Origin of the sequence: Nocardia sp. CA-135398, assembly GCF_050955845.1 — a bacterium.
GTDB lineage: Bacteria > Actinomycetota > Actinomycetes > Mycobacteriales > Mycobacteriaceae > Nocardia.
The window spans coordinates 2,702,833-2,728,309 of record NZ_CP192084.1 but is presented as its reverse complement, the minus strand read 5'-3'; the positions used below and the strand labels follow the sequence as shown (position 1 = coordinate 2,728,309).

The window sequence follows — 25,477 nt, the reverse complement described above, 5'->3', positions numbered from 1 at the left end:
GAGCAAACTCGTCCACATCCCCGCCGCTACAACGTCGCCTCGTAGTATGCCCGGACTCACCGGATACCAGTCAGACACCAAAATTCGGGGGACGGCGCATTACCCCATGAGCTGCGCCGCGACGGTCGCGCCGAGCTCCCAGCACTGCTGGATCTCCGCTTTACCGGGCGCTCCCATCACGATGACCGGCGCGGCGACCTGCTCCCAGCCGAGTCCGGTGGTCACGCTGCGCACGCCGCGCTCGGCCCCCTCGGTGCCCTCATTGCCGTGCAGATAGAAGCCGAACGGCCGACCGCGCGTCGAGTCGAAGCACGGGTAGTAGAAGGTGTCGAACGCATGCTTGAGCGCGCCGGACATATAACCCAGATTCGCCGGGCTACCGAGCAGATAACCATCGGCGGCCAACACATCGCTCGCGGTGACCGCCAGTGCTGCCCTGCGCTCGACCTGCACCCCTTCGATCTCCGGATCCGTCGCCCCCGAGACAACCGCCTCGAACATGGCCTGCATATGTGGTGACGGAGTGTGATGAATGATCAGCAGCCGAGGCACATCCAGCAGCGTACTGCCGCCCTCGAAATCGAGTGATTCCAAGGGTCCCCGGCTATTGACTAGCGACAAAATAGGAGGAAAATAAAGGTTTACACCAGAAAACCGGAAAGCGCCGAAGAGTCGGCGGAGACGTCCAAAGACATCGGAGACGCTTTCAAGGATCTGGCCAGGCCCCCGGCAAGCCAGTCGAATATCCGGAGTTGTCAGCGACGACTGAGACTCATGGATTCGATGGAGACTACCGGGGACTGTTCTATGTTGGGGGTCTTTTGCGCGGGGGGTATGTCGCTCGAGGGCTGTTTTCAGGGCCTTTCGAGGGTCGTTCGATCGACCGGATTCGGGGTGCGGGCGAAGGTTAGGGGGTGTGGTCTAGTTTTTCCAGGGCTACTGCGCGGCGCATGGTTTCGCGGGCTCGGGTGCGGTCGCCCGCGTAGTCGTAGGCGCGGGCTAGGCGGTAGGAGACGCGCCAGTTGTCTGGGTCGGCCTCCCATTCCTGTTTGACCTTGTTGAAGAGTTCGTCTGCGGCGGCGCGTTCGATGCGGCCGGAGGGGCGGCGGGGGAGGTTCGAGGTGTCGAGTTCGAGGCCCTCATCGTGGATGCGGCGGGCGAGGTGTTGGTGGGCCAGGGCGGCGCGGAGGGTGGCGACGATTATCCAGACGCCGAGCAGCGGCAGGATCAGGACGCCGATGCCGATGACGACGGCGGCGAGGTCGCCGGAACCGATGAGGCTGAGCGCGATGCGGCCGAGCAGCAGGAAGTAGAAGCCGAGCACGACGACCAGCGCCGCGATGAATGCGACGACCTTGCGGACGTCGGTGCCGCGTGCGTCGGTGTCCGAGCCCTGGTCTTCCGGCTGGACCGGTTCCTGTGTCACAGATCCAGGAACGGGTCGAGCCCGACCGTCAGGCCGGGGCGATCGGCGATCTCGCGGACGCCGAGCAGTACGCCGGGGGCGAAGGACGAGCGGTCGATGGAATCGTGCCGGATGGTGAGGGTTTCGCCCTGGGTGCCGAAGAGCACTTCCTGATGCGCGACGAGTCCGGCCAGGCGCACCGAATGCACCCGCACGCCATCGACGTCGGCGCCGCGCGCGCCCTCGAGTTCCTGGGTGGTGGCGTCGGGGCTGCGGCCGACTCCGGCCTTGTCCCGTGCGGCGGCGATCAGGCCCGCGGTCCGATATGCGGTGCCCGAGGGCGCGTCGACCTTGTTCGGGTGATGCAGTTCGATGACCTCGACCGAATCGAAGAATCGCGCCGCCTGCTCGGCGAATCGCATCGACAGCACCGCGCCGATGGCGAAGTTCGGGGCGATGAGGACACCGGTCTCCGGCCGCCCTGCCAACCAGCCGCGCACTTCGTCCAGTCGGGCCTCATCGAATCCGGTGGTCCCGACGACCGCGTGAATTCCGCGTTCCACCAGGAACTTCAGATTCCCCATCACCACATCGGGATTGGTGAAGTCGACGACCACCTGGGTGCCCGATTCGGTGAACGACTCGAGCGAATCGTCCTTGTCGACGGTCGCGACCAACTCCAGATCGTCGGCCGCCTGCACCGCCGCACAGATCGCCTGACCGACTTTCCCCCGCGCACCGAGCACTCCGACCCGAATGGTCACCGCACCTCCTAATTCCACCAACGACTCCGCCAGCCTATCGACCCCACTCCCCTCCCGGTCCGCTGACCTCCGGTGATCGGCAGCACGCGGTCACGCGCCAGCCATATTCTCGGCCATCTTCTCCAGCAGGCGAACGGCCTCGACGTACTCGTCGTCGGTGATCCCGTCGAGCATGGCGCGGCGGCGCTTGCCGATCAGGGCGAAGGCTTGGTGGTGGGTGATACGGCCCGCCTCGGTGAGGGCGAGAGTGCCCGAATCATCGGTGATGTCACCGCGATCCACCAGCTGTGCGAGTTGGATGCCCCACTCCGAAGCGTCGTTCCAGAACGGGGCGAGGCCGTCGCGGATATCGGCGGCGGAGCGGGGACCTTCGGCGAGTGAGTTGAGGATCTGCCAGTGGCGACGAGTCAGACCGGACGCGGCCAGATCGTCCTCGAAGCGGGCGTCGATCCGGCGGTCGAGTTCCTTGAGCCAGTAGCCGATCGGGCGCTGTGCTGCCATCGTTCCTCCAAAGCATGTAGAATTACAACTACATGTAATATGACATGAAAGTGGAGCGGATGGAAGAGCGCGACACGGTGGCCGCGGCCGTCGAGGCTGCGATGGTGCGAATCCGGCGGCGGCAGACCCGCGGGGCACTCGGCAAGGATTCGCCGGTGCCGATCTCGGTGTTCCGAGTGCTGGACGCGGTGGCCGGTGCGAATGCGGACACCGTCGGAACCCTGGCAGCGGCACTTGGCGTCGATCAACCGCGCGCGAGTCGCCTTGTCGCCCAGGCGGTTTCATCCGGTCACCTGGAGCGGGTGGCGGATCAGCAGGACGGCAGGCGCGCCGTCCTACGACTCACTCCCGCCGGACGCGCCGCCGTCACCACAGCACGCGACGGCCGTCGCGCCGCCATGGCGGCCGCGATGTCCGACTGGACGGACCGCGAACGCACCGAATTCGCCCGTCTCCTCGCACGATTCGTCGACGCACTCGACGAAAGCCCCCGTACCCGAGGCGAGGTGGCTGAGCACTGAGACCAACTTGCGCGTCTCGAGGCGGTCACACAGTGCACCCGCCAGATGCTTTCGATTGCGAGGTACCGTTCCGAGCACAGCGCGCAGTGGCATGCCAAAAGCGCCGCGGCGAACGGCCGCACACCGGCCCGCTACGCAGGTCCACCGCACACCGGCCCGCTACGCAGGTCCACCGCACTCAGTGCAGAACGCCTCCACCTCAGTCACGAAGGCGGACGACCTACTCGAACACGATCACCTGCCGCAACGCGTGCCCGGCAGCGAGTTCGTCCATAGCGCGGTTGATTTCCTCCAACCCGACATGCGAGGACACCAGCTTTTCGACCGGCAGCCGCCCTTCGCGCCACATGCGGACGTACTCCGGAATATCCCGAGAGGGCACTGCCGAGCCGAGGTAGCTGCCGACGATGGTGCGGCCCTGAGCAACCAACGCGAGGGGCGAAATGCTCGCGCGCGCGTCGGGGGCAGGAAGCCCGACGGTGACCGTCGTACCACCGGGTCCCGTTGCGGCGATGGCGGTTTCGAAGGCACGAACATTGCCCGCGGCCTCGACCACGACATCCGCCTGGATGCCCTGTTCCGCCAGTTCGGCCGGTGTGTACGCGGCGCTCGCACCGAGTTCCTTTGCGAGAGCCAGCTTTTCCGGCACGGTATCGACAGCGATCACTTCGTGCTCGCCGAGCGACACCGCGACGAGCACCGCCGCCATGCCGACACCACCGAGCCCGACCACCATGATCCGGTCGGCCGCACCGGGTTTCGCGGAGTTGAGCAGCGCACCACCACCGGTGAGCACCGCGCAGCCCAGTACCGCGGCAACCTCCGGCGGCACATCGGGATCGACCGGAACTACCGATCGGCGATCGACGACGGCGTGTGTTGCGAAGGCGGACACGCCGAGATGATGGTGCACGTCCGCACCCTCGCGATGCAGCCGTCGCCCACCGTTCAATAGCTCACCCGCATTATTGGCAACACTGCCCGGTCCGCATGGCGTGCGCCCGTCACTGGCACAGCCCGCGCACTCCCCACAGCGCGGCAGGAAGGTCATCACCACGCGCTGCCCCACCGCCACGTCACTGTCACCGGGCCCGATCGCCTCGACGATGCCCGCCGCCTCGTGCCCGAGCAGCATCGGCACCGGTCGCACCCGGTTTCCGTCCACCACCGACAGGTCGGAATGACACAACCCGGCGGCCTCGATCCGCACCAGCAGCTCACCCGGACCGGGCTCCCCCAGGTCCAGCTCACAGACGGTGATCGGCGCCGACTCGGCGAACGGAGTGGGCGCCGCGATCCGCTCCAGGACCGCCCCTCGAATCTTCATTCCACGACGCTACCGCGCAGCGTCACAGACAGAGCAAGATGGCCCACATCACTCAGGGGTGGCACCATGGAGCGCGATTGGCTAACCTCGACGCCCGTGACGGTGCTCCCGTAGGCCGCCTTGTACCGAGCCCGGGGTCGGGACCGTCACGACACAAGGAGAAATCCCCTGCCAGTACAGTTCAACCACACCATTGTCGGCTGTCGCGACAATCGGGTGTCCGCCGAATTCTGGTCGGACATCCTGGGTTTGGAACTAGGAAAGGAATGGGGTCCGTTCATCCCGTTGCCAACGGGCAATGGAGTCACCTTCGACTTCGCGAACGTGCCACCGCACATCACCGAAATCCAGCCCCAGCACTACGCATTCCTGATCTCCGACGCCGAGTTCGACGCGGCCTACGCCAAGATCCAGCGCTACAAACTGGAGCATTGGGCCGACCCCCGCCAACAGGGCGTCAACGAGATCAACCACAATGATGGCGGTCGCGGCGTCTATTTCCTCGACCCCAGTGGTCACTTCATGGAACTGATCACCGTCCCCTACGGTGGTTGGCCGACGTAACCGCTACACTGCGGCGGTCGGCGGCCATGGATTCGGCTTGACGCTCGTTGGTTTGCGGGTGGGCGCGTCATCCCAGTCGAAATGCGTGCCCACCCAGGCCCTCGGCCGATCGAAATGGATTTCGTTGGCGGCGAAACGCGTGCCGAGGAACGAGATATCGCCGAAGAAGTCGCCCTCGGTGAAGTCGACCGTGCGTCCGCCGAGCACCGTCCGCGGGAATCTGACGCCGCCGTGAAACTCGGCCTGCGAGAAATCCGTTTCGCGAGTTCCTCGGTTGCGTAGTCGGTTCTGCGCGCCGATCTTCGCCTCGTCGAAGGCGGTGAGCGTGGCGTAGAACTGCGTACCGCTGAATACGACTCGGGCACTGTTGAATTCGGTGCGGTCGAAGGCAATGTGGTCGCCATCGAAGACGGCGCGCTCGAACAGGGTCAGCTCCGCCCGGAACTTCGTGTCCTGGAATGAGGTCCGTGCACCGAGGAAGCGGGCGCCGCTGAAGTTGGTGCGCGGGCCTTGGAAACAAGCGCTCTCGAACGACACGCCACTCTCGAATGTGGCATCGGCGAAAGTGGTGCCATTACCTGCCGGTTCGTGCTTTTCGATACGGCTGGTATCGAACTTCGCGTGGTCGAACAGCGCCGGGCCGTCCCGGAAGGTCGCGTCCCGGAAGGTGACATGGTGGCCGTCGAACCGCACACGCTCGAATGTCGCTGGCCCGATGAACGTCGCGCCCGCGAACGAGGTATGCCGCCCCGAGAACACCGCGTCCCGGAAATCGACCTTCTCCAGCACCGCGCCGTTGAACGTCAGGTTGCACGCCGACCAGCGGATATCCGCGGATGGTCGCAGATGTTGGGCGATCAGGCGGACGATGGCGCGGCGCACCTCCCGGTCATTGCGCCGGAATTCGTACACCCGCTCGACCTTCATCCCGGCTTCCTCCGCCGATTCGGCCCGCGAGACAAGATGATTCGCGCCATCGGCCGGTTCGTACGGCAGCTGCAGATATCCACACAGCACGTCGATGCACTGCTGTCTTCGACTCGGCGCGGAAAACTCATCGGCCACCCCTGCCATCGCATACACCCCGGCGATGCGAACAGCCGGATCCGCATCCCCCAACTGCCGCGCCGCGGCCCCGAACAACTCCGCGAACCGGCCGCGCTCCAGATCCCGCTGCCGCCGATACGCCACCACCAGCGCGACTGCACCGCCAACCCCGGCGGCCACCGACAGCGCGATCTTGGTGAGGTCCAACTGATTCGGCGTCTCGGCCGTCGCACCCAAAAGCCACCACAACAACCACCAGGTCAGCCCGGCAATCACCAATCCACCGACAACCGCGCCCAACACCGCGAGCAACAGTGCCGCGCGGTGTAGTCGGTCGCCCAACCGCCCCCATCGCATCACCGCATGGTAGCCGGGTTGTCGCTCGCCGACTACCTGGCCAGCTCAGCTACCCCTGCGGCCCTTACCTTTTCGAATGCGATTCATGCGGAGCGGCCAGATGACCCGATCCGGCGGTCACGGCAGGTCGGTCACGCTCGGCCCTGGATCGGCTGTTGGTCGAACCGGCCGCGCAATTGTTCGGTCACATCCCATAGGCGCCGTGCGGTCGTCACGTCGTAAGACTGTGGGGACGACTTGACCGGTTTGAATCTGTTGTAATACGAACCACTTTCGATGTCCGGGCTGGTGGCCAGTTCGATGATCGGTGCCGCCCCCTTGGCCGTCGGAAGTGAAATGGCGTGCATGGGTGCCACCCGCAAGCGAGAGAACCGCCGACCGAGGTCGGAGCGAACCATTCCGGGATGCAGTGCGACGACGGCCAATTCGGGATGTCGACGCTGTAATTCATAGCTGAACAACAGGTTTGCCAGTTTGCTGCGGCTATAGGCGAGGAACGGATCGTAGTGGCGTTCGCTGCCGAGGTCGGCGAAGTCGAGATCTATCGCACCCGAATGGAACAGCGCCGCGCGATGGCCCTCGGAATTGACATTCACCACTCGCCCGGCGCCGCGTTGCAACAGCGACAGGAGAACGCCGGTCATGGAGAACGGCGCCAGGTGGTGCACGGCGAAGTTCAGCTCGACGCCCTCGGCGGTGACCTCTCGATCGGGCACCATCACTCCGGCGTTGTTCACCAGTGTGTCCACCGCATCGGTCACCTGGGCGATCTGCGCTGCGGCACGGTCGATTCCGGCCGCCGTGGCAATATCGGCCGTGATCACGGTGGCATCCGGCAACTCGGCGCGCAACTCGGCGGCGCGGCGCGGGTCGCGTCCGATGAGGATCAACCGGTGTCCGTCGCGCGCCAGCCGCCGCACTGCGTGCCTGCCCATTCCAGATGTGGCCCCGATGAAGACGATGGTTCGCGATACCGATGCGCTCACACCGCACCCACCACACGAGATGCCGAGCGCAGCCCATACGCGGTGGAGATCGCGCGTTCGCGCAACGATACAGGCAGGTGGGCCAGCAGCGCGAAAGTGCGGACTCCGGTTCCCGCGGCATAGTGCCGCTTGGGCTTTCGCGTCGTCACCGCCCGCACCACCGCTCGGGCGACCGGACCGACCGGACCGAGTTTCATGCGTTCACCGGCCGCCGCGACGGCCTCGAGCTGACCGCGGTAGAGCGCGACGCGCTCCGTACTGGAGTCGGAGATCGCTTGCTGGGTGCCCAGTTCCGCTTTGGCGAAGATCTCCGTGCGGGTGCCGCCCGGCTCAACGAGAACCACCGGAATATCCCAGGCGGACAGCTCCAGCCGCAACGCATTCGACCACGACGCCAGCGCCGCCTTGCTGGCCGAAATCGGCGCCATGAACGGTATCGGGATGCGGGCTGTCGGCGCACTGATATTGACGATGCGGCCTCGGCCCGCGCGCACCAGCGGCAGAAACTCTCGGCAGACATACGCCGGGCCGAGCGTGTTCACGTCGAACTGGTGGCGCAGCTGATCGGGCGTTACCAGCTCGAGCGGCCCCTGCACGATGATTCCGGCGTTGTTGATCACCGCGTGCAGTCCCTCGGCGCCGACCTGCGCGGCGACTGCGGCAGCCGCCCGTGCCACGCTGTCGGGATCGGTGACATCCATTGCTACCGAACGAATTTCGGCGGAATCGCGGCTGGGTGCCGTGGTGTGCACGCCCGCATAGACGGTATAGCCCCGCTGGACCAGTAGATCGGTGACCGCGGCGCCGATGCCGCCGGTGGACCCGGTAATGAAGACATTGCCCTGACCGTGTTGAGGCACGGCTCCTCCAGTTGTTCGAATCAACATGTTACTTTGAACAGGTGCATGCAAAGGAAGCGTCGCAGATATCCATCGACATGTCAACAGCAACATGTCCACATGAACATGACAAGGATGGTCAGCCGTGTCGCTGAGACATGCCCTGCTGGGACTGCTCGCCGAAAACCCGGCAAGCGGCTGGGATCTGAGCCAGCGATTCGACGAGGTACTCGGTTCGGTATGGCCCGCCGGGCATCCACAGATCTACAGCGAGCTGCGCAAACTACAGGAGAACGGATATATCGCTGTCGACGCCGAGGGCCCGCGCGGACGCAAGGACTACCGGATCACCGAGGCGGGCCTGACCGAGGTCCGGCGCTGGCTGACCCAGACCGAGGTCGATCACACCATTCGACTGGAACCGCTGCTGCGTTCGGTCTTCTTCTGGCTGATGACACCAGAACAGGTGGCCGAGCACCTCGACCGCGAGGCCGCCTACTATCACGGCCTCGCGGAGAACTACCGCAAGATCGCCGCGGCCAAGGACCGCGGCGAATACGGTCGAAGCCCGCAGACGGAATCGCTGCGCATCGCCGCCGAGGCCGGAATCCGGCTGACCTCGGCCCTCGGCGACTGGGCGGACTGGACCAAGGCGCGTCTATCGCAGGAGTCGCCAGACGAGTAGCGCCGAACCGGCTAGTCCCCTTGCTTTTTCGCTTCCTGATTCCGGCGCAGTCCGAGCCCGGCCGCCACCAGGCACGCCAATGCGACCGCACCGACGAACCATGGGAACACCTCGCTCAGCCCCCATTCGGTGGCCGCCCATCCGGCGAGGATGGTCGGCAGCGCCATGGCCGAGTAGGCGAGCAGGTAGTACGCCGACATGGTCTCGCCCCGCTTGTGTTGCGGCACAACCTCGGACAGATGCCGCAGCGAACCGCCGAACCCGAGCCCGAAGGTCGCGCCGAGCAACACTCCGGCCAGTAGCACGATGACCCAGTTGCCGGTGTGCAAAGCGGGCACCGTGAGGACCAGCGCCACCGCCATGCCGGTATCGCCGCCGATCGCCGCGCGTCGCGCCGGAATTCCGGTGGCGAACAGCTGGGCGGTCGCACCGGCCACCGCGGTCGACGCGACGACCGCGCCACCGAAGACCAGATTGTGGATGCCGGTCTCGGCCGAAGCGAGCGACGGATACAGCGACAGCAGTACGCCCAGCACCGACCAGGCCGCCATCACGCCCAGCGCCGAGAACCAGAAGTCACCGCGAATCTCCTGCGGCACAGCCGGTTTCGCGATCGTGATGCGTCCGGCGATCCGAGCGGTATGCGGTTCCCGCAAAGCGATGACACCGGCGCCGATGAGCAGGCACACCACCGTGATGACGACATAGGGCGTGCGCAGCGGATGCGGCGCGTACTGGGCAAGCAATGCCGAACCCAGAATCGCCACGGCCATACCGACATTGAAGGCAACGCCGCTGAGCTGACCGGACCGCGCGCCGTGCTTCGGGCGCAGATCGAGCAGTGCCGCGGCGCCGGCGACCACCGTCGAACCGACCGCCAACCCGTGTAGCGCCCGCGCCACCAACAGCATCGCGACATTGTCGGCCAACAGGAACACCACCAGCCCGACGATCATGGTGGCGAATGCGCCGAGCAGCACCGGCTTGCGACCGACCACATCGGAGATGCGCCCGGAGACCAGCACCGCGGCCAGCGCCGCCAATGCGTACACCGCGAAGACGAAGGTCGTCGTGAGCGGCGTGAAATGCCACTCCTTCTGGTACATGCCGTACAGCGGTGCGGGCACCCCGGAGACGCCGAGCGCCACCCCGCTGGCCGCCAGAATCAGCGCATAGGCCCAGCGCTGTGAGGTCTGCTGGTCGGCCGCCACCGTCATTGTCGCTGCCATCGGAACCCCGATCAGGTAAGTTTGATGATGATCGAACTTCAATTGACGATACAGCCGGTACGATAACCATCAAACCACTGTGAGGTAGATCATGACCGAAGCGAAGGAATCGGCCACCGAGGCGCCGCCGGTCGCCTCGTTACCCGCCGTGCTGGGCGCATTGCAGGATCCGGTGCGGCTGGAGATGGTGCGTCGGCTGAGCAATGCGGGCACCGCCGTGCGCTGCGGCGCGCTCTATGAGGTGATCAACAAGTCGACCGCCACCCACCACTTCAAGATTCTGCGCGAAGCCGGTGTCATCGAGCGACTGATTATCGACGGCCAGACCTGCCAGCGCCTGCGCTCGGAGGATCTCGACCACGCCCTGCCCGGCCTGCTGCCCTCGATCGTCGAGGCGGCCAACCGCGCCCACAGCGACTGAGACCTAACCCGCGGGTGTCGGCAGCACCGGCGGCGTGAAGTGGAACGTCGGGACGGTCGGCGGTGACTTCGGGGCAGTCGGCACCGGAGTCCGCTCGTCGCTGTGGAAGGTTTGCGTCGCGGTCTGCTGCAAACCCCACCAGAGCGCGAGCGCGGTCAATGCCGCGACCAACAGCACGCCCCCGGCGTACGCGTCGAACATCCGCCACCGGTACTCCAACGCCTGTACCAGCAGAATCTCGAGCAGCAACGTCACAACCACAATGCCGACGATCGCGACGAACACCCCGAACGCCGCCGGCTGACGAGCCCAATGCCGCAGCGCGGCAAGCATTCCCACGAATGGCAGCCCGCCACCGAGCACGATGATCACGCTCAGCAGCGCGAATTCCTCCCCCGCACCGCGATCCGACTCGCCGTCGCGCCGCACGACCCACGCCACGAACAGCAGCAGATGCGCCAGTGCGGCACCCACCGCTCCGACGAGCACCGCGATGTACCCGCCGCGTATACCCTCGGCCGACCAATCCGATCGCAATACCAGCGCACCGATATCGGTGACGAAACTCGACAACAGCCCGATCACCAACGCCAGCAACGCTTCCGGCCGCCGCAGCAGCCGCTTGCGCAGATATCCCCGCGGCAACTGGCGAACCAGCTTGCGGAATACACCGAACCACGCACCGAGCACACCAACGAACAGCGCAGGTGTCAGGACCCGCAGACCACCGGTGGGCATCCACATCGACAGCGAAACCACGGCCGCCGCGAAGAACCACACCCAGGCGGCCAGCCTGATCAGCGCCCGCCACATGATTTCGGCGAGCAGCCGACGTGCACCAGCATCGCCCGGATTCGAGCCGAGCAGTCCACGCAGCGTCGCGACGGCCTTATCCCTGGTCGCGATGTTCTCGAAGTCCAACCGCGCCCGAGTCTGCAGCAGTTCGGCATGTACCGGATCCTCGGCGAGACCGGCCTCGACGTGGCGACGTGCGGCGCCCGAATCATGCAGTCGCCGATAGGTTTCCGCCGCGTGGGCGTGTGTGCCCGCATGCGCGGGGGCGAGTCTCGTTGCCCGTTCGAGGGCATCGCGGGCTTCGGCTCGCGGCCTATCGGAGGTCGCCGCATTGGCGATGACCCGAGCCAGCACCAGCAGGGCCGCGACATTGTCCGGCGCCAACCGAGTCGCCATGCGGGCGTGCCGCTGCGCTTCCGCACGCATGCCGTAGGCGTCGTAGGCCAGGGCCGCGGTCAGGTACGCGTCGAGGCGCGCCGGGTCGGCGGCGATCGCCGCGGTCGCGTAGCGCAGCGCCTCGTCGGTCTGATCGAGTCGATAGGCGATGTCGGCCATGCGTTCCAACAGCACCGGGTCGTCCGGTTGGGCGACCAAGGCCGCACCGATGATCCGGCGCGCCTCGTCGAGCCGTCCGAGTTCGGCCGCCACCTCGGCGCGACCGAGCGCCGATCCCGTCATATCCACCCCCGATCGGATCGGTAGCCGACGCGAATCACGTCGGCCACCAGGTGATCTACCTCAGCCCTCGACCAATCGCCGCACCGCAGCGGGCAAGTCCCTGGTGCGTCGGTACGGTCCGGCCACCGAGGCCGCGAACGGTCGCGCCAGCAGGGAGCGGGCGATCGCGGAAACCTCGTCGGTGGTCACCGCATCGATGCGGGCCAGCGTCTCCGAGACGCTGCGGTGGTTGCCGTAACTCAGTTCGCTGCGACCGATCCGGTTCATCCGCGATGCCGAATCCTCCAGGCCGAGCACCAGTCCACCACGCAACGACCCCTTGGCGCGCGCGCATTCCGCGTCGGTAATGCCATTGGCCGCAATCTCATCCAGCACCCCGCGCGCCAATGTCGCCACCTGGCCGAGATTTTCCGGTTGGCAGCCGATATACACCGAGAACGCGCCGGTATCGGCGAAGGTGTCCACGCTGGAGTACACCGAGTACGCCAGCCCGCGTTCCTCCCGAATGCGTTGGAACAGCCGCGAACTCAGGCCACCGCCGACCACGGTATTGAGCACCGACAGCGGCCAGCGCCGCTCCCCCTCGTGCCGCCCGAAGGCGCGCACGCCGAAGACCAGGTGCGCCTGTTCGCTGTCACGGTGGCTCCAGTGCAGTTCCGGTGCGCTGTGCGGTCGAAACCGGCCCTCGCGCCGTGGTGCGGGTTCGGCGGATGGATCGAGCCGGCCGGCGAAGGCATGGTGCACCAATTCCACGGTGTGGTCGTGCTCCACATTGCCCGCGACCGCGACGACCATCCGGTCCGGCCGGTAGCGGCGCAGATGGAAGCCACGCAGCTGGGTGGCATTCATCGCCTCGACGGTTTCGATGGAGCCGATCACCGGCCGCCCGATCGGGTGATCACCGAAGAGCGCGGACAGGAATGCGTCACCGACCAGATCCTCCGGATCGTCGTCGCGCATGGCGATCTCCTCGAGCACCACCTGCCGCTCGACATCCACATCCTCGGCCCGGCACAGACCATTGAGTACGACATCGGAAACCATATCGACCGCCAGCGGCAGATCCTCGTCGAGGACGTGGGCGTAGTAGCAGGTCTGCTCCTTCGCGGTGAACGCGTTGAGTTCACCGCCCACCGCATCCATCGCCTGCGCGATATCCAATGCCGAACGCGTCGGAGTCGCCTTGAAGAGCAGGTGTTCCAGGAAATGCGCGGCGCCCGCGACGGTGGGGCCCTCATCGCGCGAGCCGACCCCCACCCAGACCCCGATCGATGCCGAACGCACGCCGGGCACATGTTCGGTGACCACGCGCAGCCCGCCGGGCAATACGGTGCGCCGTACCCCCGCGTCGGTGCCCCGCATCTGGTCCATCCGCAGCTCCAGAGACGAACCCCCCTGCTCGCCGCGGAGCAGAGGGGTTGCCGTCTTCTTCTTCGTCACAGAGACAAGTACTACTCGGTCTCCGCCGTGCCCGCATCAGCGGTTTCGGCCGCCTCGGGCTCGTCAGCGTTCTCGTCGACCGGGACCAGCGAAATCTTGCCGCGGTTGTCGATATCGGCGATCTCCACGCGCAGCTTGTCGCCGACGTTCACCACGTCCTCGACCTTGGCCACGCGCTTGCCGTTGCCCAGCTTGGAGATGTGCACCAGACCGTCGCGGCCGGGCAGCAGCGAGACGAACGCGCCGAAGGCGGTGGTCTTGACGACCGTGCCGAGGAAGCGCTCGCCGACCTTCGGCAGCTGCGGGTTGGCGATGGCGTTGATCTGGTCGATCGCCGCCTGCGCCGCGGGGCCAGTGGTCGCACCGACGTAGACGGTGCCGTCGTCCTCGATGGAGATATTGGCGCCGGTCTCCTCGGTGATCTGGTTGATCACCTTGCCCTTCGGGCCGATGACCTCACCGATTTTGTCGACCGGGATCTTGATCGCGGTGACGCGCGGAGCGTACGGGCTCATCTCGTCCGGGGTGGCGATGGCCTCGGCCATGACCTCCAGGATGGTGGTGCGGGCATCGTGCGCCTGGCTCAGCGCACCGGCCAGCACCTGCGAGGGGATGCCGTCCAGCTTGGTGTCCAGCTGCAGTGCGGTGACGAAGTCCGGGGTGCCCGCGACCTTGAAGTCCATGTCGCCGAAGGCATCCTCGGCGCCCAGGATGTCGGTCAGCGCGACGTAGCGGACCTCGTCCTCACCCTTGTCGTTCTTGATCGTGTCCGACACCAGGCCCATGGCGATACCGGCGACCGGGGCCTTCAGCGGCACACCGGCGTTCAGCAGCGACAGGGTCGAGGCGCAAACCGAACCCATCGAGGTGGAACCGTTGGAGCTCAACGCTTCCGAGACCTGACGGATGGCGTACGGGAACTCTTCCTGGCTCGGGAGAACCGGAATCAGCGCCCGCTCGGCCAGCGCGCCGTGGCCGATCTCGCGACGCTTCGGCGAACCGACGCGACCGGTCTCACCGGTGGAGAACGGCGGGAAGTTGTAGTGGTGCATGTAGCGCTTGGAGGTCTCCGGGCCGAGCGAGTCGACCTGCTGGGCCATCTTCACCATGTCGAGGGTGGTGACGCCCATGATCTGGGTCTCGCCACGCTCGAACAGCGCCGAACCGTGCGCCCGCGGGATCACGGCGACCTCGGCGGAGAGGGCACGGATATCGGCCAGCCCGCGACCGTCGATGCGGAAGCCGTCGGACAGGATGCGCTGGCGCACCAGCTTCTTGGTGACCGAGCGGAATGCCGCGCCAAGTTCCTTCTCACGACCGGCGAAGTCGTCGGCCAGCCGATCCAGCACGGCGAGCTTGATCTCATCGATCTTCGCCTCGCGCTCCTGCTTGTCGGCGATGCCGAGCGCCTCGCCCAGCTCGCGCTTGGCGGTGCCCTCGACGGCCTCGTAGACATCGGCCTCGTACGGCGGGAAGAGCGGGAACTCCTCGGTCGGCTTGGACGCCAGCGAGGCCAGATCCTGCTGCGCCTTGCACAGGCGGGCGATGAACGGCTTGGCGGCCTCGAGGCCCTGCGCCACCACGGCCTCGGTCGGCGCCTGCGCCCCGCCCTCGACCAGCGCGATGACCTTCTCGGTGGCCTCGGCCTCGACCATCATGATGGCCACATCACCGGATTCGACGACCCTACCCGCGACGACCATGTCGAAGACCGCGCCCTCGAGCTGCTCGACGGTCGGGAAAGCGACCCACTGGCCATCGATCAGCGCGACGCGCACGCCGCCGACCGGGCCGGAGAACGGCAGGCCGGCGATCTGGGTGGACGCGGATGCGGCGTTGATGGCCACGACGTCGTACAGATCGTTCGGGTCCAGGCTCAGCACGGTGACCACGACCTGGATCTCGTTGCGCAGACCGTCGACGAAGGACGGACGCAGCGGACGGTCGATCAGGCGGCAGGTCAGGATCGCGTCGGTGGAGGGACGACCCTCCCGGCGGAAGAACGAACCCGGGATGCGGCCGGCGGCGTACATGCGCTCTTCGACATCGACCGTCAGCGGGAAGAAGTCGAACTGATCCTTGGGGTGCTTGCCCGCGGTGGTCGCGGACAGCAGCATGGTCTCGTCGTCCAGGTAGGCGACGACCGAACCGGCGGCCTGGCGGGCCAGACGGCCGGTCTCGAAGCGGACGGTGCGGGTTCCGAAGGTGCCGTTATCGATCAGCGCGACGGATTCGAACACACCGGGTTCGACCTCGATGGCCGAGGTTGTGGTTGTTTCGGACATTTTTCTGCTCTCAACCTCTCGTCTTCGCCGGATCGAGCGCCGCAAAGGCGCGATCCAGCTGTCGTCAGCCGTACCGGATACGGACGCGCGGCAACCCTCCTGGCTGCGACGCGCACACCCGGCCGATTCCCCTTGGAAACGGCGACGCGGAGGCGGTCATCGATCGAAGCCCGCCGGCGACTGCGCGCCTGCCGGGAGGCCACTACCGAAGACCGACGCCACGCGGGCGGGTGCATACGGCTGTGCAATGTTGTCGTGCAAACGGGGTGTGAATACCCCTCATACACATATAGCCAACGGGGAGATTGTACTTCTCCCCGTTGGCCACCTGACCGACCGGCTCTGCTAAGCAGCGTGTCGAGCGCTTCCACACCCGACTCGGCCACCACCGAGCGAGTCTTACGAGCGACGTTCGTGGCCCGTCTCGCGTCCGAGTCGTCGAAGCGCATGCGACGAAGTCGCGAGTCTCGACGGCTCGGATGCGAGACACCAGGGGCCGCGAACACGCAGCGCCGCAGGCGCTGCAAAATGTTACCGACGCAGACCCAGGCGCTCGATGAGCGAACGGTAGCGCTGGATGTCCTTATCGGCGAGGTACTTCGACAGGCGCTTGCGACGACCGATCAGCGCCATCAGGCCGTGGCGGGTGTGGTGGTCGTGCTTGTGCTTCTTCAGGTGCTCGGTGATGTCGGCGATCCGCTTGGACAGCAGCGCGATCTGCGCCTCCGGGGAACCGGTGTCCTTCTCGTGCAGGCCGTACTCGGCGAGAATGGCCGACTTCTGCTCGGTGGTCAGCGCCATGGGGCATCCACTCCTATTTCTCAGTTCCGCGCTCGAGGATTCCGGTTACCCGGTCGGGTGCCGCCGCGGACCGCAGCAAACCCGAGGATCCACCTTACCGGATTCGGTTCGCCGCACCGAATCCGATATGACGAACCGAATCGCGCGAACAAATCCGCTGGTGGGGGCGTCAGTCGAGGGCGGCGAGGACCTTGCGCGCGTTTTCCACGTCACGCCCCATGGCCTCGAGCAGTTCTTCGATGGAGTCGAATTTGCGCATCCCACGTAGGTGCTCGACGAAATCCACTGCGACATGCTGACCATAAAGATCAGCGTCACAGTCGAGGACATACGCCTCGACGGTGCGCGCGCGACCGGAGAAGGTGGGGTTGGTGCCGATGGATATCGCGGCCATCGCACGCTCCCCCGGCGTCACGGTGCCGATGGTCGGGCCCGGGCCGAGCACGGTGAACCAACCCGCGTAGACGCCGTCGGCCGGAATCGCGGCATACATGGGCGGCGCGATGTTCGCGGTCGGGAAACCCAGCTCGCGGCCGCGACCGTCGCCGTGCACGACCACGCCCTCGACCCGGTGCGGACGACCCAGCGCCTCGGCGGCCGCGGCCATATCGCCCGCGTCGACGCAGGCACGGATGTAGGTGGAGGAGAAGGTGACCGCGTGCTCGCTGAGCAGCGTCACACCGTCGACCTCGAAGCCGAAGCGCCCACCGAGTTCGCGCATGGTCTCGACGGTGCCCGCGGCCTTCTTACCGAAGGTGAAATTGTCACCGACCACGACCTCGGCCACATGCAGCCGCTCGACCAGCAGATCGTGGACGTAACGCGCCGGGGGCAGCTTCATGAATTCTTGGGTGAAGGGCATCACGCAGAAAACGTCGACGCCCAACTCCTCGGCCAATTCCGCGCGCCGGGTCAGCGTGGTCAACTGCGCCGGATGCGAGCCGGGGCGCACCACTTCCATCGGGTGCGGGTCGAAGGTCATCAATACCGCCGGAACTCCCCGCGCGGCAGCGGACTTCACGGCCCTGCTGATCAGCTGCGCGTGGCCGCGATGCACACCGTCGAATACGCCGATCGTGAGTACGCACCGCCCCCAGTCCGCGGGTACGTCGTCGAGGCTCCGCCATCTCTGCACAGTCCGCAGCCTACGCAAAATCAGGGACGAACAGTATTCGGAGGTGTCCATCCACACTCATGTCTCGAGCGCCGTGTGTACATGGGGTGAATTGCGGGTTCGACCGGTGCAGGTGTAGCCCGAGCTTCATGCCGATTCCATTGCCACCGAACTCGTCGGAACACCAGCCGCCCGCATCGGCTCCGCACGGTCGGGCTGACCGCACACCGGTGCCCCCGAGAGCGGCCCTGACCAGCCGAAACCGACTGATCGGCGAGCCGGATCGACGCTGCCGGACAACGGCACCGAGTGTTCAAGTGTCTGAATGTGTGAATCGCGAGTCCTATGCATAAGCTCGAAGATGTGCCCGGTAAACGAGACATCGCAACCCGACGCGAGCTGGCCGACACCGCAGCGCAGCCGACCGAGACCACAGGCCCCCACGGCAGCACCGCGACGATCGCGCCGGAGCTCACCTCGGTCGCCCAGGACTATTTGAAAGTGATCTGGACCGCTCAGGAGTGGTCGCAGGAAAAGGTATCGACCAAACTGCTCGCCGAACGGATCGGCGTCTCGGCCTCCACCGTCTCCGAGGCGGTGCGCAAGCTCGCCGATCAAGGCCTTGTCGAACACGCGCGGTACGGATCCATCACCCTCACCGAACACGGGCGGCGCGCGGCGGTCGCCATGGTGCGTCGGCATCGGCTGATCGAGACATTCCTGGTCAACGAACTCGGCTACGGCTGGGATGAGGTGCACGATGAGGCCGAGGTGCTCGAGCACGCGGTTTCGGAGTTGCTGATGGCGCGCATCGACGCGAAACTCGGCTATCCGGACCGGGATCCGCACGGCGATCCCATTCCCTCGGTCGACGGCGCGGTGCCGACGCCGCCCGCCCGCCAGCTCAGCGATTTCCGAGCGGATGAATCCGGCCATGTCGCACGGATTTCCGATGCCGATCCGGACATGCTGCGCTACTTCGATTCGGTCGGCATCGCCCTCGATACACCGATCGTCGTGGTGGAACGCCGAGACTTCGCGGGCACCATCGCGATTCGCATCGGGGACCGCACCATTGATCTCGGTCGCCCTGCGGCCGAAGCCATCTGGCTCAGCGACTGACTCGCGTGCCGGTGGTGACGGTCCGTTGTCACCACCGCACGCCGCCGCGGCCACCGCGTCCGCGGCAAGAACACACTCCGCTATTCCCCTATCGCAGCGCCGGTCCTCGGAGTTAGCACAGGTCAAGCCCCATAGATATGGCGGACGCCGAATCGGTCCGCCGAACCCAGTAGCGCACTCGACTTCGGTCGCCGCGCCCGTTGGCGCATAGCCACCGACTACTTCGCACAGGGCACACCCTGTGCGAAATAGTCATCCGATATGCGACACCTGCCCGGAGACCGGTCAGCCTGCGGCGGGGACGTGGGTAACAGGTGGATCGGTGTGCTTTGGGTGGGCGGCGGTCAGCCAGAAGAAGATCGGGGGTAGGGCGAATTCTATTGCGGTGAGGACGATTTGGAACCAGTGCGGCCAGCCGTAGACGGCTACCGAGATCAAGCGGGCGATGCCGCTCAGTAGGAAGATTCCGGCGAGCCAGCGCACCGCGAGTGTCGAGATCGGGACTTGACGGGCGGCCCAGATCCAGGCGACGCCGTAGCCGACGAAGATGCCGCCGAAGAAGCGGGTCTGGCTGTCGGCGGTGACGCCGGAGGAGCCCATATCGGGAATGCCGTCGATACCAGCGGCCATGTGGAAGATGCCGATACCCACGATGACAATGCCCATCGCCATGGACAGCCATTTGAGTGCCGCGGCCATGAATTCCTCCCTTCACTAGTAGACGTATGTCTACTAAGCCCGACCCTACGACGCTTAGTAGACATACGTCAACTAAGCTCGCAGAGGTGACCCGCCGCCGCCTCGCCCCCGACGAACGCCGCCGTCTGCTACTGGACGCGGGCGCGAAACTGTTCGCCGAACGCGCCTACGATGCGGTGCTGATGGAGGATGTCGCGGCGGCGGCCGGAGTTTCGCGCGCCCTGCTCTACCGCCACTTCCCGACCAAACGCGACCTCTTCGCCGGCGTCTACCAACTGGCCGCCGATCGCCTGCTGGTCGCCACGAAACTCGATACCGAAACCCCACTGCCCGAACAGCTCGCGGCCGGACTCGACGAGCACTTCGACTACTTCGAGGCGAACGCCAATACAGTGGTGGCCGCCAATCGCCTGCTCGCGGGCGATCCGACCATCCAGGCGATCATCTCGGGTGAACTCGGCGAACTCCGAGTACGTCTGCTCGACGTCATGGGCGTCGAAGGCCATATCCGCGAGCTCACCTCATCCGTGCTGATGGGTTGGCTGACCTTCGTCCGGGTGCTATCGGTCGATTGGCTGGAGAACCGCACCTGCAGCCGCACCGAACTCCGTGATATCTGTGTCGGCGCGCTGCTCGGCGCGCTGGAACCACTTGGCGCGGTTAGAGATTCGACGGACGCACGACCATGACCGAAGCCGCGCGCTTACCGCTCTCCTGCAATAGCGCGATCGCACGCCCGGACGGATCGATGGCGGCGTAGACACCCGATATGCCGACCGGCTCGAGCCAGCGGCCGTTGCGCAGATCGTCGGCCTGTTCGTCATCGATATCGCGCTGCGGGAATGCGGTTCGGATGGCGTCATCGATATCCAGGCTCAACGGCGCGTCCTCGGATTCGGCCAATTCGTCGAGGGTTCTCGCGTGTTCGAGGGTGAATGGGCCGACCCTGGTGCGACGCAACGCGGTCAGATGACCACCGACACCGAGTGCGGCGCCCAGATCGCGCGCCAGCGCACGAATGTAGGTGCCGGACGAACATTCGACGACCACATCCAGATCGACAAACTCCGAAATATCGCGGCGGGCAAGGATATCGAAGCGTGAGACAGTGACCGGGCGAGCGGCGAGCTGGACCTCCTCACCGGCCCGATGCCGGGCATAGGCGCGTTCGCCGTTCACTTTGATGGCACTGACCGTGGCAGGCACCTGCTCGATCTCGCCGGTCAATTTCACGGTGTGCGTTGCGATTTCGGCATCGGTGAGATGGGTCGCCGATGCGGTCGAGAGCACTTCGCCTTCGGCGTCGTCGGTGGTGGTGGCCTGGCCGAGCCGGATGGTCGCGGTATAGGCCTTGGTTGTCAGTGTGAGCAGGCCGAGCAGTTTGGTGGCGCGCTCGACGCCGAGCACCAGTACGCCGGTTGCCATCGGATCGAGTGTCCCGGCGTGCCCGACCTTCTTGGTGCGCAATAGTTTCCGACATTTCGCCACGACATCGTGACTGGTCCAGCCGCCGTCCTTGTCGACGATCAGCAGACCGCCGAGTGCGTCGATCCGTGCGTCGGCCATCAGTCGTGCACGATCGCCGTGAGGATGAGTCCGTCGCCGATCATCCAGCGGCCGTCGAAGGACATCAGCGGCGCACCACCGTCGGTGACCTGTCCGGGCACCAGGATCTGGCTGTGGAAGGTGCCCGAACCCGCGCCGTCCGAGCTCTCGTCGATGATGAAGGTGATGTGGGCGTCCTCGAAGCCGAGCCAGCGTGCGGTCAATGGCCACCATGCCTTGTAGGTGGCTTCCTTCGCACAGAACAGCAAGCGGTCCAAGTGCAGACCGGAGCCGCCGACCCGCGCCAACCAATCCCGCTCGGGCGGCAGGCTCACCGAATCCAGCACGCCCTCGGGCAGGGTGCCGTGCGGTTCCGCGTCGATGCCGATCGAACGGAACCGCAGCTTGTGGCCCAAGGCCGCGGCCCGATAGCCGTCACAGTGCGTCAGGCTGCCGACAATGCCGCGCGGCCACACCGGCGCACCCCGCTCGCCCTTGCCGATCGCGACCGGTGCCTCACCCAGTTCCGCCAGCGCCAGCCGGGCGCAGTGCCGTGCGCCGATGAAGTCCCGGCGGCGCTTCTCCACCGACTTCTCGATGAGGTGCGCCTCGGCCGGATGCGGCTGCAGATTCTCCGGATATTCCAAGAGCTCTGCCGAAGCAACACCAGCGGGAAGAATTTTCTCGATCAGCTCGTCCGCCTCCCCGCACCTTCGACTCGAGTGCCACGCGAGCGGCGTCGGCGTCCGGCGGTCAGAGGGCAGGTGAGTTTGCCCGTACCCGACGACTTACCCATGTACACACCAAATCAGTAGTTGCGCTGCGAATCAAATTGCCGCCGCGATGCCGCACCAAGAGGTCATACGCCGCGGCGACGCTCGGCTTTGGCGCGCATCTCGTCGGCCGCGGCCTCCATCTCGGGGGTGACCTTGAAGTGACCGCCCCATTTGTTCAGCGAGCCCGGCGGGTAGTCGGGGGTCGGCAGGATTTGACGCAGCAACTGGTCGGGCAGTCCGCGGCGTTGCCATTCGCGGGGGTAGCCGAGCGATACCTCTTCGAAGCGCACGCCGTCGTAGTAGGAGGTGCGCGGGATGTGCAGATGGCCGTAGACCGAGCAGACCACGTTGTAGCTGGTGTGCCAGTCGGCGGTCAGATCGGTGCCGCACCAGAGCGCGAATTCCGGGTACCACAGCACGTCGGTGGGCTGGCGGACCAGTGGGAAGTGATTGATCATCACGATCGGCGTCTCGGCTGGCAGGGCGTCCAGCTTCCGCTTGGTGACCTGGACGCGGGCATGACACCAGGCGTCCCGGGTCAGGTACGGATCAGGTGAGAGCAGGAATTCGTCGGTCGCCACCACATTGCGTTCCCTGGCCAGAGCGAGGCCCTCGGCCTTCGTTTTGGTGCCCTTGGGCAGGAACGAGTAGTCGTAGAGCAGGAACATCGGAACCAGCGTCACCTGACCGCCGTACTGCTCGGACCCAGCGCCGGTCCACACCGGGAACGGATCCTCCGGTGTGATGACATCGAGGTCTCGGCAGATCGATACCAGGTAGTCGTAGCGCGCGACACCGTGCATCTGCACCGGATCCTTCGCCGTGGTCCACAATTCGTGGTTGCCCGGCACCCAGATCACCTTGGCGAAGCGGCCGCGCAGCAGCTCGAGCGCCCAGCGAATATCGTCGGACTTCTCCCCGACGTCTCCGGCCACGATGAGCCAGTCTTCGGGCGAATCCGCCCGAATCTGCTCGACGACCGGACGATTCCCCTGGTGCCCGACGTGAATGTCGCTCACCGCCATCAACTTGGGTATCACCACACCTACATTGGCATATCCGCGCGCGTCGCCGCCGTTCGGCTCGATGATCATGGGCGATGCCCGGCGCTAGCGGCCGCGTTCGTACGGCCGGTCCGGAGCCTCGATCCGCTGGTAGTCGGTGACGACGACGGTGGGCGTGTGATCCGGATCCCGCTGGGCACTGCCGGATTCCACGACACCCCGGACCTCCAGCCACGCATCGTCCTCGATCACCTCCGGCATCCCCGACAGGTGCACCAGCACATACCGCGCATCAGCGACACAGCAGGTAATGACCACCCGCGCGAGATCCGCATCGGGCGTATCCGGATGCTGCTGCTCGAGATCCTTGGGCCGAATAATGAACCCACTGATCGTGACCTCGCGCCCGTCCAGGGAGTGGCTGGAGTCCTGCAGCGCCCGATCCACCAGATCCACAATCGGCAAGCGCGGTGCTGGCTCGGCAGGAAGCGGCGGGAAGGCCCAGAGCTTCGGCTGCTCCGCGGCGATGTCGCGCGGCACGACTTGAACAGGCGAACTGGTCACCGCCGCCCCCGCACCCAGTGCGGGTGGTGCGATGAGCAAGAGCGCGGCGACCGGGGCGAGCAACAACCATTGCGCGCGGCCGGAACCATGGTCGTGCTCGCCATGCCCGACCGTATCCTCGTGGCTCCGCGCGTCGGCGTGGCCCCGCGCGTCGGCGTGGCCCCGCGCGTCGGCGTGGCCCCGCGCGTCGGCGTGGCTCAGTGCATCGCCGCGGCCAAATGCGCCCTCGATCATGTCACCGTCGCGGTACGAATTCGCTTGGCCGACCAGGTCGCTGCGGCCGACCATGTCGGCGGGGCCATCCACACTGCCCGGGCTCAGTACGCCCCCATCTCCCGCCACATCGTCCTGACCGAATGTGCCTTTGTGACCGATCACGTCACCACGGCCGTCCATGCTGGCATGGCCCATCCCAGCATCGCCCGCGCTCAGGTCGCCACGGCTGAATGTGCCCGTACGGCCGACCATCTCACTGCCGCCGCCCGCGCTGTAGCCCAGTGCGCCGGCACCGCCTAGCAGGTTGTTGGGGCGGCGGATGTCGATGTGGCTGAACACCTCACTGTGGCCGTGCATGTTCACGTGGTGGTCGGATGCGGTGCCGCGGCGGATATCCCGAATGATTGCGATCAGAGCCAGCAGGATGAAGCCGGTGCTGCTGATCAGCAGGAAGGGGTAAAGGCTCGGTTTTACGTAGCGTAGGTAGCTGCCATCGAGGGTTATCCAGAGCACTGCGCTGCCGATGAGGAGCAACAGCAGGTTTTGTGTTTCGCGCTTCATCGGGCACCTCCGAGGAAGATGTATCCGGCCACGGTGCCGCAGGTCACAGCGACCGCGAAGGTCAAGGGGGCGAAGCGCATTGCGAAGCGGCGGCCGAAGCTGCCCGCCTGCATGGCGAAGAGCTTCACGTCGACGGCGGGGCCGACAACCAGGAAGACCAGACGCGGTAGCAGCGGCAGCGTCGACATGCTCGCCGCGACGAATGCGTCGGCCTCCGAGCACAGCGCGAGCACGATCGCCAGCACCGCCATGACCAGGATCGCGACCACCATCTGCCCGGCCAAACGCTCGTACCAGGTGGGCGGTACCAGTACATGCAGCGCGGCGGCGGCCGCGGCGCCGAGTACCAGAAATGCGCTGGCCTGCAAGAGATCGTGTCGTGCGGCCTCGGTGAAGACCTCCCACCTGGTTCGCCCCGTCACACAGTGGTCGCGTCCAGCGCCGCGCGGCAGCAGCCAGGCCGGGCGTCCGATCCGCGACCAGATCAGCCCCATCACCACCGCGGTGGCCAGCGAACCGGTGAACCGCGCCGCCACCATTCCCGGCTCCCCGGGAAACGCCACCGCCGTGGCGATCAACACCACCGGGTTGATCGCGGGAGCCGACAGCATGAAGGCCAAGGCGACCGATCCTGGCGCACCCTGATCGGTCAGCCGTCGCGCCACCGGCACCACACCGCACTCACAGCCGGGCAGCGCCATCCCGGCGAGTCCGGCGACACCGATCGCCGCAGGCTCGTTGCGCGGCAATACCTTTCGCAGCAGCTCGGGTGAGACGAAGGCCGCGATACCGCCGCTCACCAACACCCCGAGTGCCAGAAACGGCACCGCCTGCACGAAGACACCCGCGAAAATCGTCACCGCGGTCTGCAATCGCGCGGACGCACTCACCGCATGCGCCAACGGCACCTGCAGGAGCAGTCCGAGGACGATCAGCGCGGCGAGCACATATGTCGAGGACACCCGCGTCCGTACCGAATTCACAGCGTTCTGTGCGAGCACGTTCCCATCCTGCCTTGTGCGGTCGGGGATCCCGCTTCTGGGCGATCAGCCGCGTCGCGCCGCTGGATCGCGGCGAGCGTTCGGCGCGTGCGACATCACGGGTCCGCCCATAATCGCAGCACAGCGGCTGAACGCCAATCGGGCAGCCCATCCACGCGAGCCGCACGTAGCACTATCGAGGTCCCCGCGGTTCGTTGCCGCATCTCGAGATGCACGGCACGCAGACCGAT

At 66.1% G+C, this 25,477-nt stretch carries 26 protein-coding genes; 6 read left to right on the top strand and 20 right to left on the bottom strand.

Annotation, left to right across the window (positions count from 1 at the left end; all coding sequences use genetic code 11):
- Positions 1-99 precede the first annotated feature (99 nt).
- The 4 genes from ACQP1T_RS12140 to ACQP1T_RS12125 form a co-directional block, all read right to left on the bottom strand.
- Positions 100-552: a flavodoxin family protein gene (locus ACQP1T_RS12140; protein WP_433762167.1), complete on the bottom strand. Its 453-nt coding sequence runs from the start codon at positions 550-552 to the stop codon at positions 100-102.
- 355 nt (positions 553-907) lie between these two features.
- Complete coding sequence (locus ACQP1T_RS12135; RefSeq protein WP_433760033.1) at positions 908-1,426, bottom strand: hypothetical protein; 519 nt, start codon at positions 1,424-1,426, stop codon at positions 908-910.
- Positions 1,423-2,169, bottom strand: coding sequence for a 4-hydroxy-tetrahydrodipicolinate reductase (gene dapB / locus ACQP1T_RS12130; RefSeq protein ID WP_433760030.1), 747 nt, complete (start codon positions 2,167-2,169; stop codon positions 1,423-1,425). The genes ACQP1T_RS12135 and dapB overlap by 4 nt, the downstream gene beginning before the upstream one ends.
- 90 nt (positions 2,170-2,259) lie before the next feature.
- A complete protein-coding gene (locus ACQP1T_RS12125; RefSeq protein ID WP_433760029.1) occupies positions 2,260-2,670 on the bottom strand; it encodes a MarR family winged helix-turn-helix transcriptional regulator in 411 nt (136 codons plus the stop codon).
- A 59-nt stretch (positions 2,671-2,729) separates the two neighbouring features.
- Here ACQP1T_RS12125 and ACQP1T_RS12120 point away from each other — a divergent pair, with 59 nt between their 5' ends.
- A complete protein-coding gene (locus ACQP1T_RS12120; protein ID WP_433760028.1) occupies positions 2,730-3,191 on the top strand; it encodes a MarR family winged helix-turn-helix transcriptional regulator in 462 nt (153 codons plus the stop codon).
- 220 nt (positions 3,192-3,411) lie between these two features.
- Here the strand turns inward: ACQP1T_RS12120 and ACQP1T_RS12115 are convergent, their stop codons facing one another.
- Positions 3,412-4,518, bottom strand: a complete 1,107-nt coding sequence (locus ACQP1T_RS12115) for a zinc-binding dehydrogenase (RefSeq protein ID WP_433760027.1) — start codon at positions 4,516-4,518, stop codon at positions 3,412-3,414.
- A 168-nt stretch (positions 4,519-4,686) separates the two neighbouring features.
- On the opposite strand from ACQP1T_RS12115, the gene ACQP1T_RS12110 reads away from it, so the two are divergent.
- Positions 4,687-5,082, top strand: a complete 396-nt coding sequence (locus ACQP1T_RS12110; RefSeq protein ID WP_433762165.1) for a VOC family protein — start codon at positions 4,687-4,689, stop codon at positions 5,080-5,082.
- 3 nt (positions 5,083-5,085) lie between these two features.
- Here ACQP1T_RS12110 and ACQP1T_RS12105 read toward each other — a convergent pair whose 3' ends face one another.
- The 3 genes from ACQP1T_RS12105 to ACQP1T_RS12095 form a co-directional block, all read right to left on the bottom strand.
- A complete protein-coding gene (locus ACQP1T_RS12105) occupies positions 5,086-6,486 on the bottom strand; it encodes a pentapeptide repeat-containing protein (RefSeq protein ID WP_433760026.1) in 1,401 nt (466 codons plus the stop codon).
- Positions 6,487-6,617: 131 nt separating this feature from the next.
- On the bottom strand, positions 6,618-7,472 hold the full coding sequence (locus ACQP1T_RS12100) for an SDR family NAD(P)-dependent oxidoreductase (protein WP_433760025.1): 855 nt from the start codon (positions 7,470-7,472) through the stop codon (positions 6,618-6,620).
- A complete protein-coding gene (locus tag ACQP1T_RS12095) occupies positions 7,469-8,332 on the bottom strand; it encodes an SDR family NAD(P)-dependent oxidoreductase (protein WP_433760024.1) in 864 nt (287 codons plus the stop codon). The genes ACQP1T_RS12100 and ACQP1T_RS12095 overlap by 4 nt, the downstream gene beginning before the upstream one ends.
- 124 nt (positions 8,333-8,456) lie before the next feature.
- On the opposite strand from ACQP1T_RS12095, the gene ACQP1T_RS12090 reads away from it, so the two are divergent.
- Positions 8,457-8,996: a helix-turn-helix transcriptional regulator gene (locus tag ACQP1T_RS12090; protein WP_433760022.1), complete on the top strand. Its 540-nt coding sequence runs from the start codon at positions 8,457-8,459 to the stop codon at positions 8,994-8,996.
- An 11-nt stretch (positions 8,997-9,007) separates the two neighbouring features.
- On the opposite strand, the gene ACQP1T_RS12085 is transcribed toward ACQP1T_RS12090, so the two are convergent.
- Positions 9,008-10,237, bottom strand: a complete 1,230-nt coding sequence (locus tag ACQP1T_RS12085) for an MFS transporter (protein WP_433762163.1) — start codon at positions 10,235-10,237, stop codon at positions 9,008-9,010.
- A gap of 79 nt (positions 10,238-10,316) precedes the next feature.
- Here ACQP1T_RS12085 and ACQP1T_RS12080 point away from each other — a divergent pair, with 79 nt between their 5' ends.
- On the top strand, positions 10,317-10,646 hold the full coding sequence (locus ACQP1T_RS12080) for an ArsR/SmtB family transcription factor (protein ID WP_433760021.1): 330 nt from the start codon (positions 10,317-10,319) through the stop codon (positions 10,644-10,646).
- 3 nt (positions 10,647-10,649) lie between these two features.
- Here the strand turns inward: ACQP1T_RS12080 and ACQP1T_RS12075 are convergent, their stop codons facing one another.
- The 5 genes from ACQP1T_RS12075 to ACQP1T_RS12055 all read right to left on the bottom strand — a co-directional run bounded on the left by ACQP1T_RS12075 (position 10,650) and on the right by ACQP1T_RS12055 (position 17,780).
- Positions 10,650-12,119: a tetratricopeptide repeat protein gene (locus tag ACQP1T_RS12075; RefSeq protein ID WP_433760020.1), complete on the bottom strand. Its 1,470-nt coding sequence runs from the start codon at positions 12,117-12,119 to the stop codon at positions 10,650-10,652.
- A gap of 60 nt (positions 12,120-12,179) precedes the next feature.
- A complete protein-coding gene (locus ACQP1T_RS12070) occupies positions 12,180-13,490 on the bottom strand; it encodes a M16 family metallopeptidase (RefSeq protein ID WP_433760019.1) in 1,311 nt (436 codons plus the stop codon).
- Positions 13,491-13,570: 80 nt separating this feature from the next.
- Positions 13,571-15,844, bottom strand: a complete 2,274-nt coding sequence (locus tag ACQP1T_RS12065) for a polyribonucleotide nucleotidyltransferase (RefSeq protein ID WP_433760018.1) — start codon at positions 15,842-15,844, stop codon at positions 13,571-13,573.
- 531 nt (positions 15,845-16,375) lie between these two features.
- Positions 16,376-16,645 carry a 30S ribosomal protein S15 gene (gene rpsO / locus ACQP1T_RS12060; RefSeq protein ID WP_062991119.1) on the bottom strand — a complete coding sequence of 90 codons (270 nt, stop codon included), beginning with the start codon at positions 16,643-16,645 and terminating at the stop codon, positions 16,376-16,378.
- Positions 16,646-16,814: 169 nt separating this feature from the next.
- Positions 16,815-17,780: a bifunctional riboflavin kinase/FAD synthetase gene (locus tag ACQP1T_RS12055; RefSeq protein ID WP_433760017.1), complete on the bottom strand. Its 966-nt coding sequence runs from the start codon at positions 17,778-17,780 to the stop codon at positions 16,815-16,817.
- Positions 17,781-18,104: 324 nt separating this feature from the next.
- On the opposite strand from ACQP1T_RS12055, the gene ACQP1T_RS12050 reads away from it, so the two are divergent.
- Positions 18,105-18,881: a metal-dependent transcriptional regulator gene (locus ACQP1T_RS12050; RefSeq protein WP_040692983.1), complete on the top strand. Its 777-nt coding sequence runs from the start codon at positions 18,105-18,107 to the stop codon at positions 18,879-18,881.
- 285 nt (positions 18,882-19,166) lie between these two features.
- Here ACQP1T_RS12050 and ACQP1T_RS12045 read toward each other — a convergent pair whose 3' ends face one another.
- Positions 19,167-19,580 carry a DUF4345 domain-containing protein gene (locus ACQP1T_RS12045; protein WP_433760016.1) on the bottom strand — a complete coding sequence of 138 codons (414 nt, stop codon included), beginning with the start codon at positions 19,578-19,580 and terminating at the stop codon, positions 19,167-19,169.
- Positions 19,581-19,666: 86 nt separating this feature from the next.
- Here ACQP1T_RS12045 and ACQP1T_RS12040 point away from each other — a divergent pair, with 86 nt between their 5' ends.
- Positions 19,667-20,269 carry a TetR/AcrR family transcriptional regulator gene (locus ACQP1T_RS12040; protein WP_433760015.1) on the top strand — a complete coding sequence of 201 codons (603 nt, stop codon included), beginning with the start codon at positions 19,667-19,669 and terminating at the stop codon, positions 20,267-20,269.
- On the opposite strand, the gene truB is transcribed toward ACQP1T_RS12040, so the two are convergent.
- The 5 genes from truB to ACQP1T_RS12015 all read right to left on the bottom strand — a co-directional run bounded on the left by truB (position 20,241) and on the right by ACQP1T_RS12015 (position 25,247).
- Positions 20,241-21,146, bottom strand: coding sequence for a tRNA pseudouridine(55) synthase TruB (gene truB, locus ACQP1T_RS12035; RefSeq protein WP_433760014.1), 906 nt, complete (start codon positions 21,144-21,146; stop codon positions 20,241-20,243). The genes ACQP1T_RS12040 and truB overlap by 29 nt on opposite strands.
- Complete coding sequence (gene npt / locus ACQP1T_RS12030) at positions 21,146-21,817, bottom strand: 4'-phosphopantetheinyl transferase Npt (protein ID WP_433762161.1); 672 nt, start codon at positions 21,815-21,817, stop codon at positions 21,146-21,148. The genes truB and npt overlap by 1 nt, the downstream gene beginning before the upstream one ends.
- A gap of 167 nt (positions 21,818-21,984) precedes the next feature.
- Entirely contained in the window at positions 21,985-22,941 is a 957-nt protein-coding gene (locus ACQP1T_RS12025; protein ID WP_433762159.1) for a metallophosphoesterase family protein, read from the bottom strand.
- Between the two features lie 69 nt (positions 22,942-23,010).
- The gene (locus ACQP1T_RS12020; RefSeq protein ID WP_433760013.1) at positions 23,011-24,246 is read right to left on the bottom strand and encodes a TIGR03943 family putative permease subunit; all 1,236 of its coding nucleotides are present in this window, start codon (positions 24,244-24,246) and stop codon (positions 23,011-23,013) included.
- The gene (locus tag ACQP1T_RS12015; protein ID WP_433760012.1) at positions 24,243-25,247 is read right to left on the bottom strand and encodes a permease; all 1,005 of its coding nucleotides are present in this window, start codon (positions 25,245-25,247) and stop codon (positions 24,243-24,245) included. Before ACQP1T_RS12015 ends, ACQP1T_RS12020 begins: the two co-directional genes overlap by 4 nt.
- Positions 25,248-25,477 lie beyond the last annotated feature (230 nt).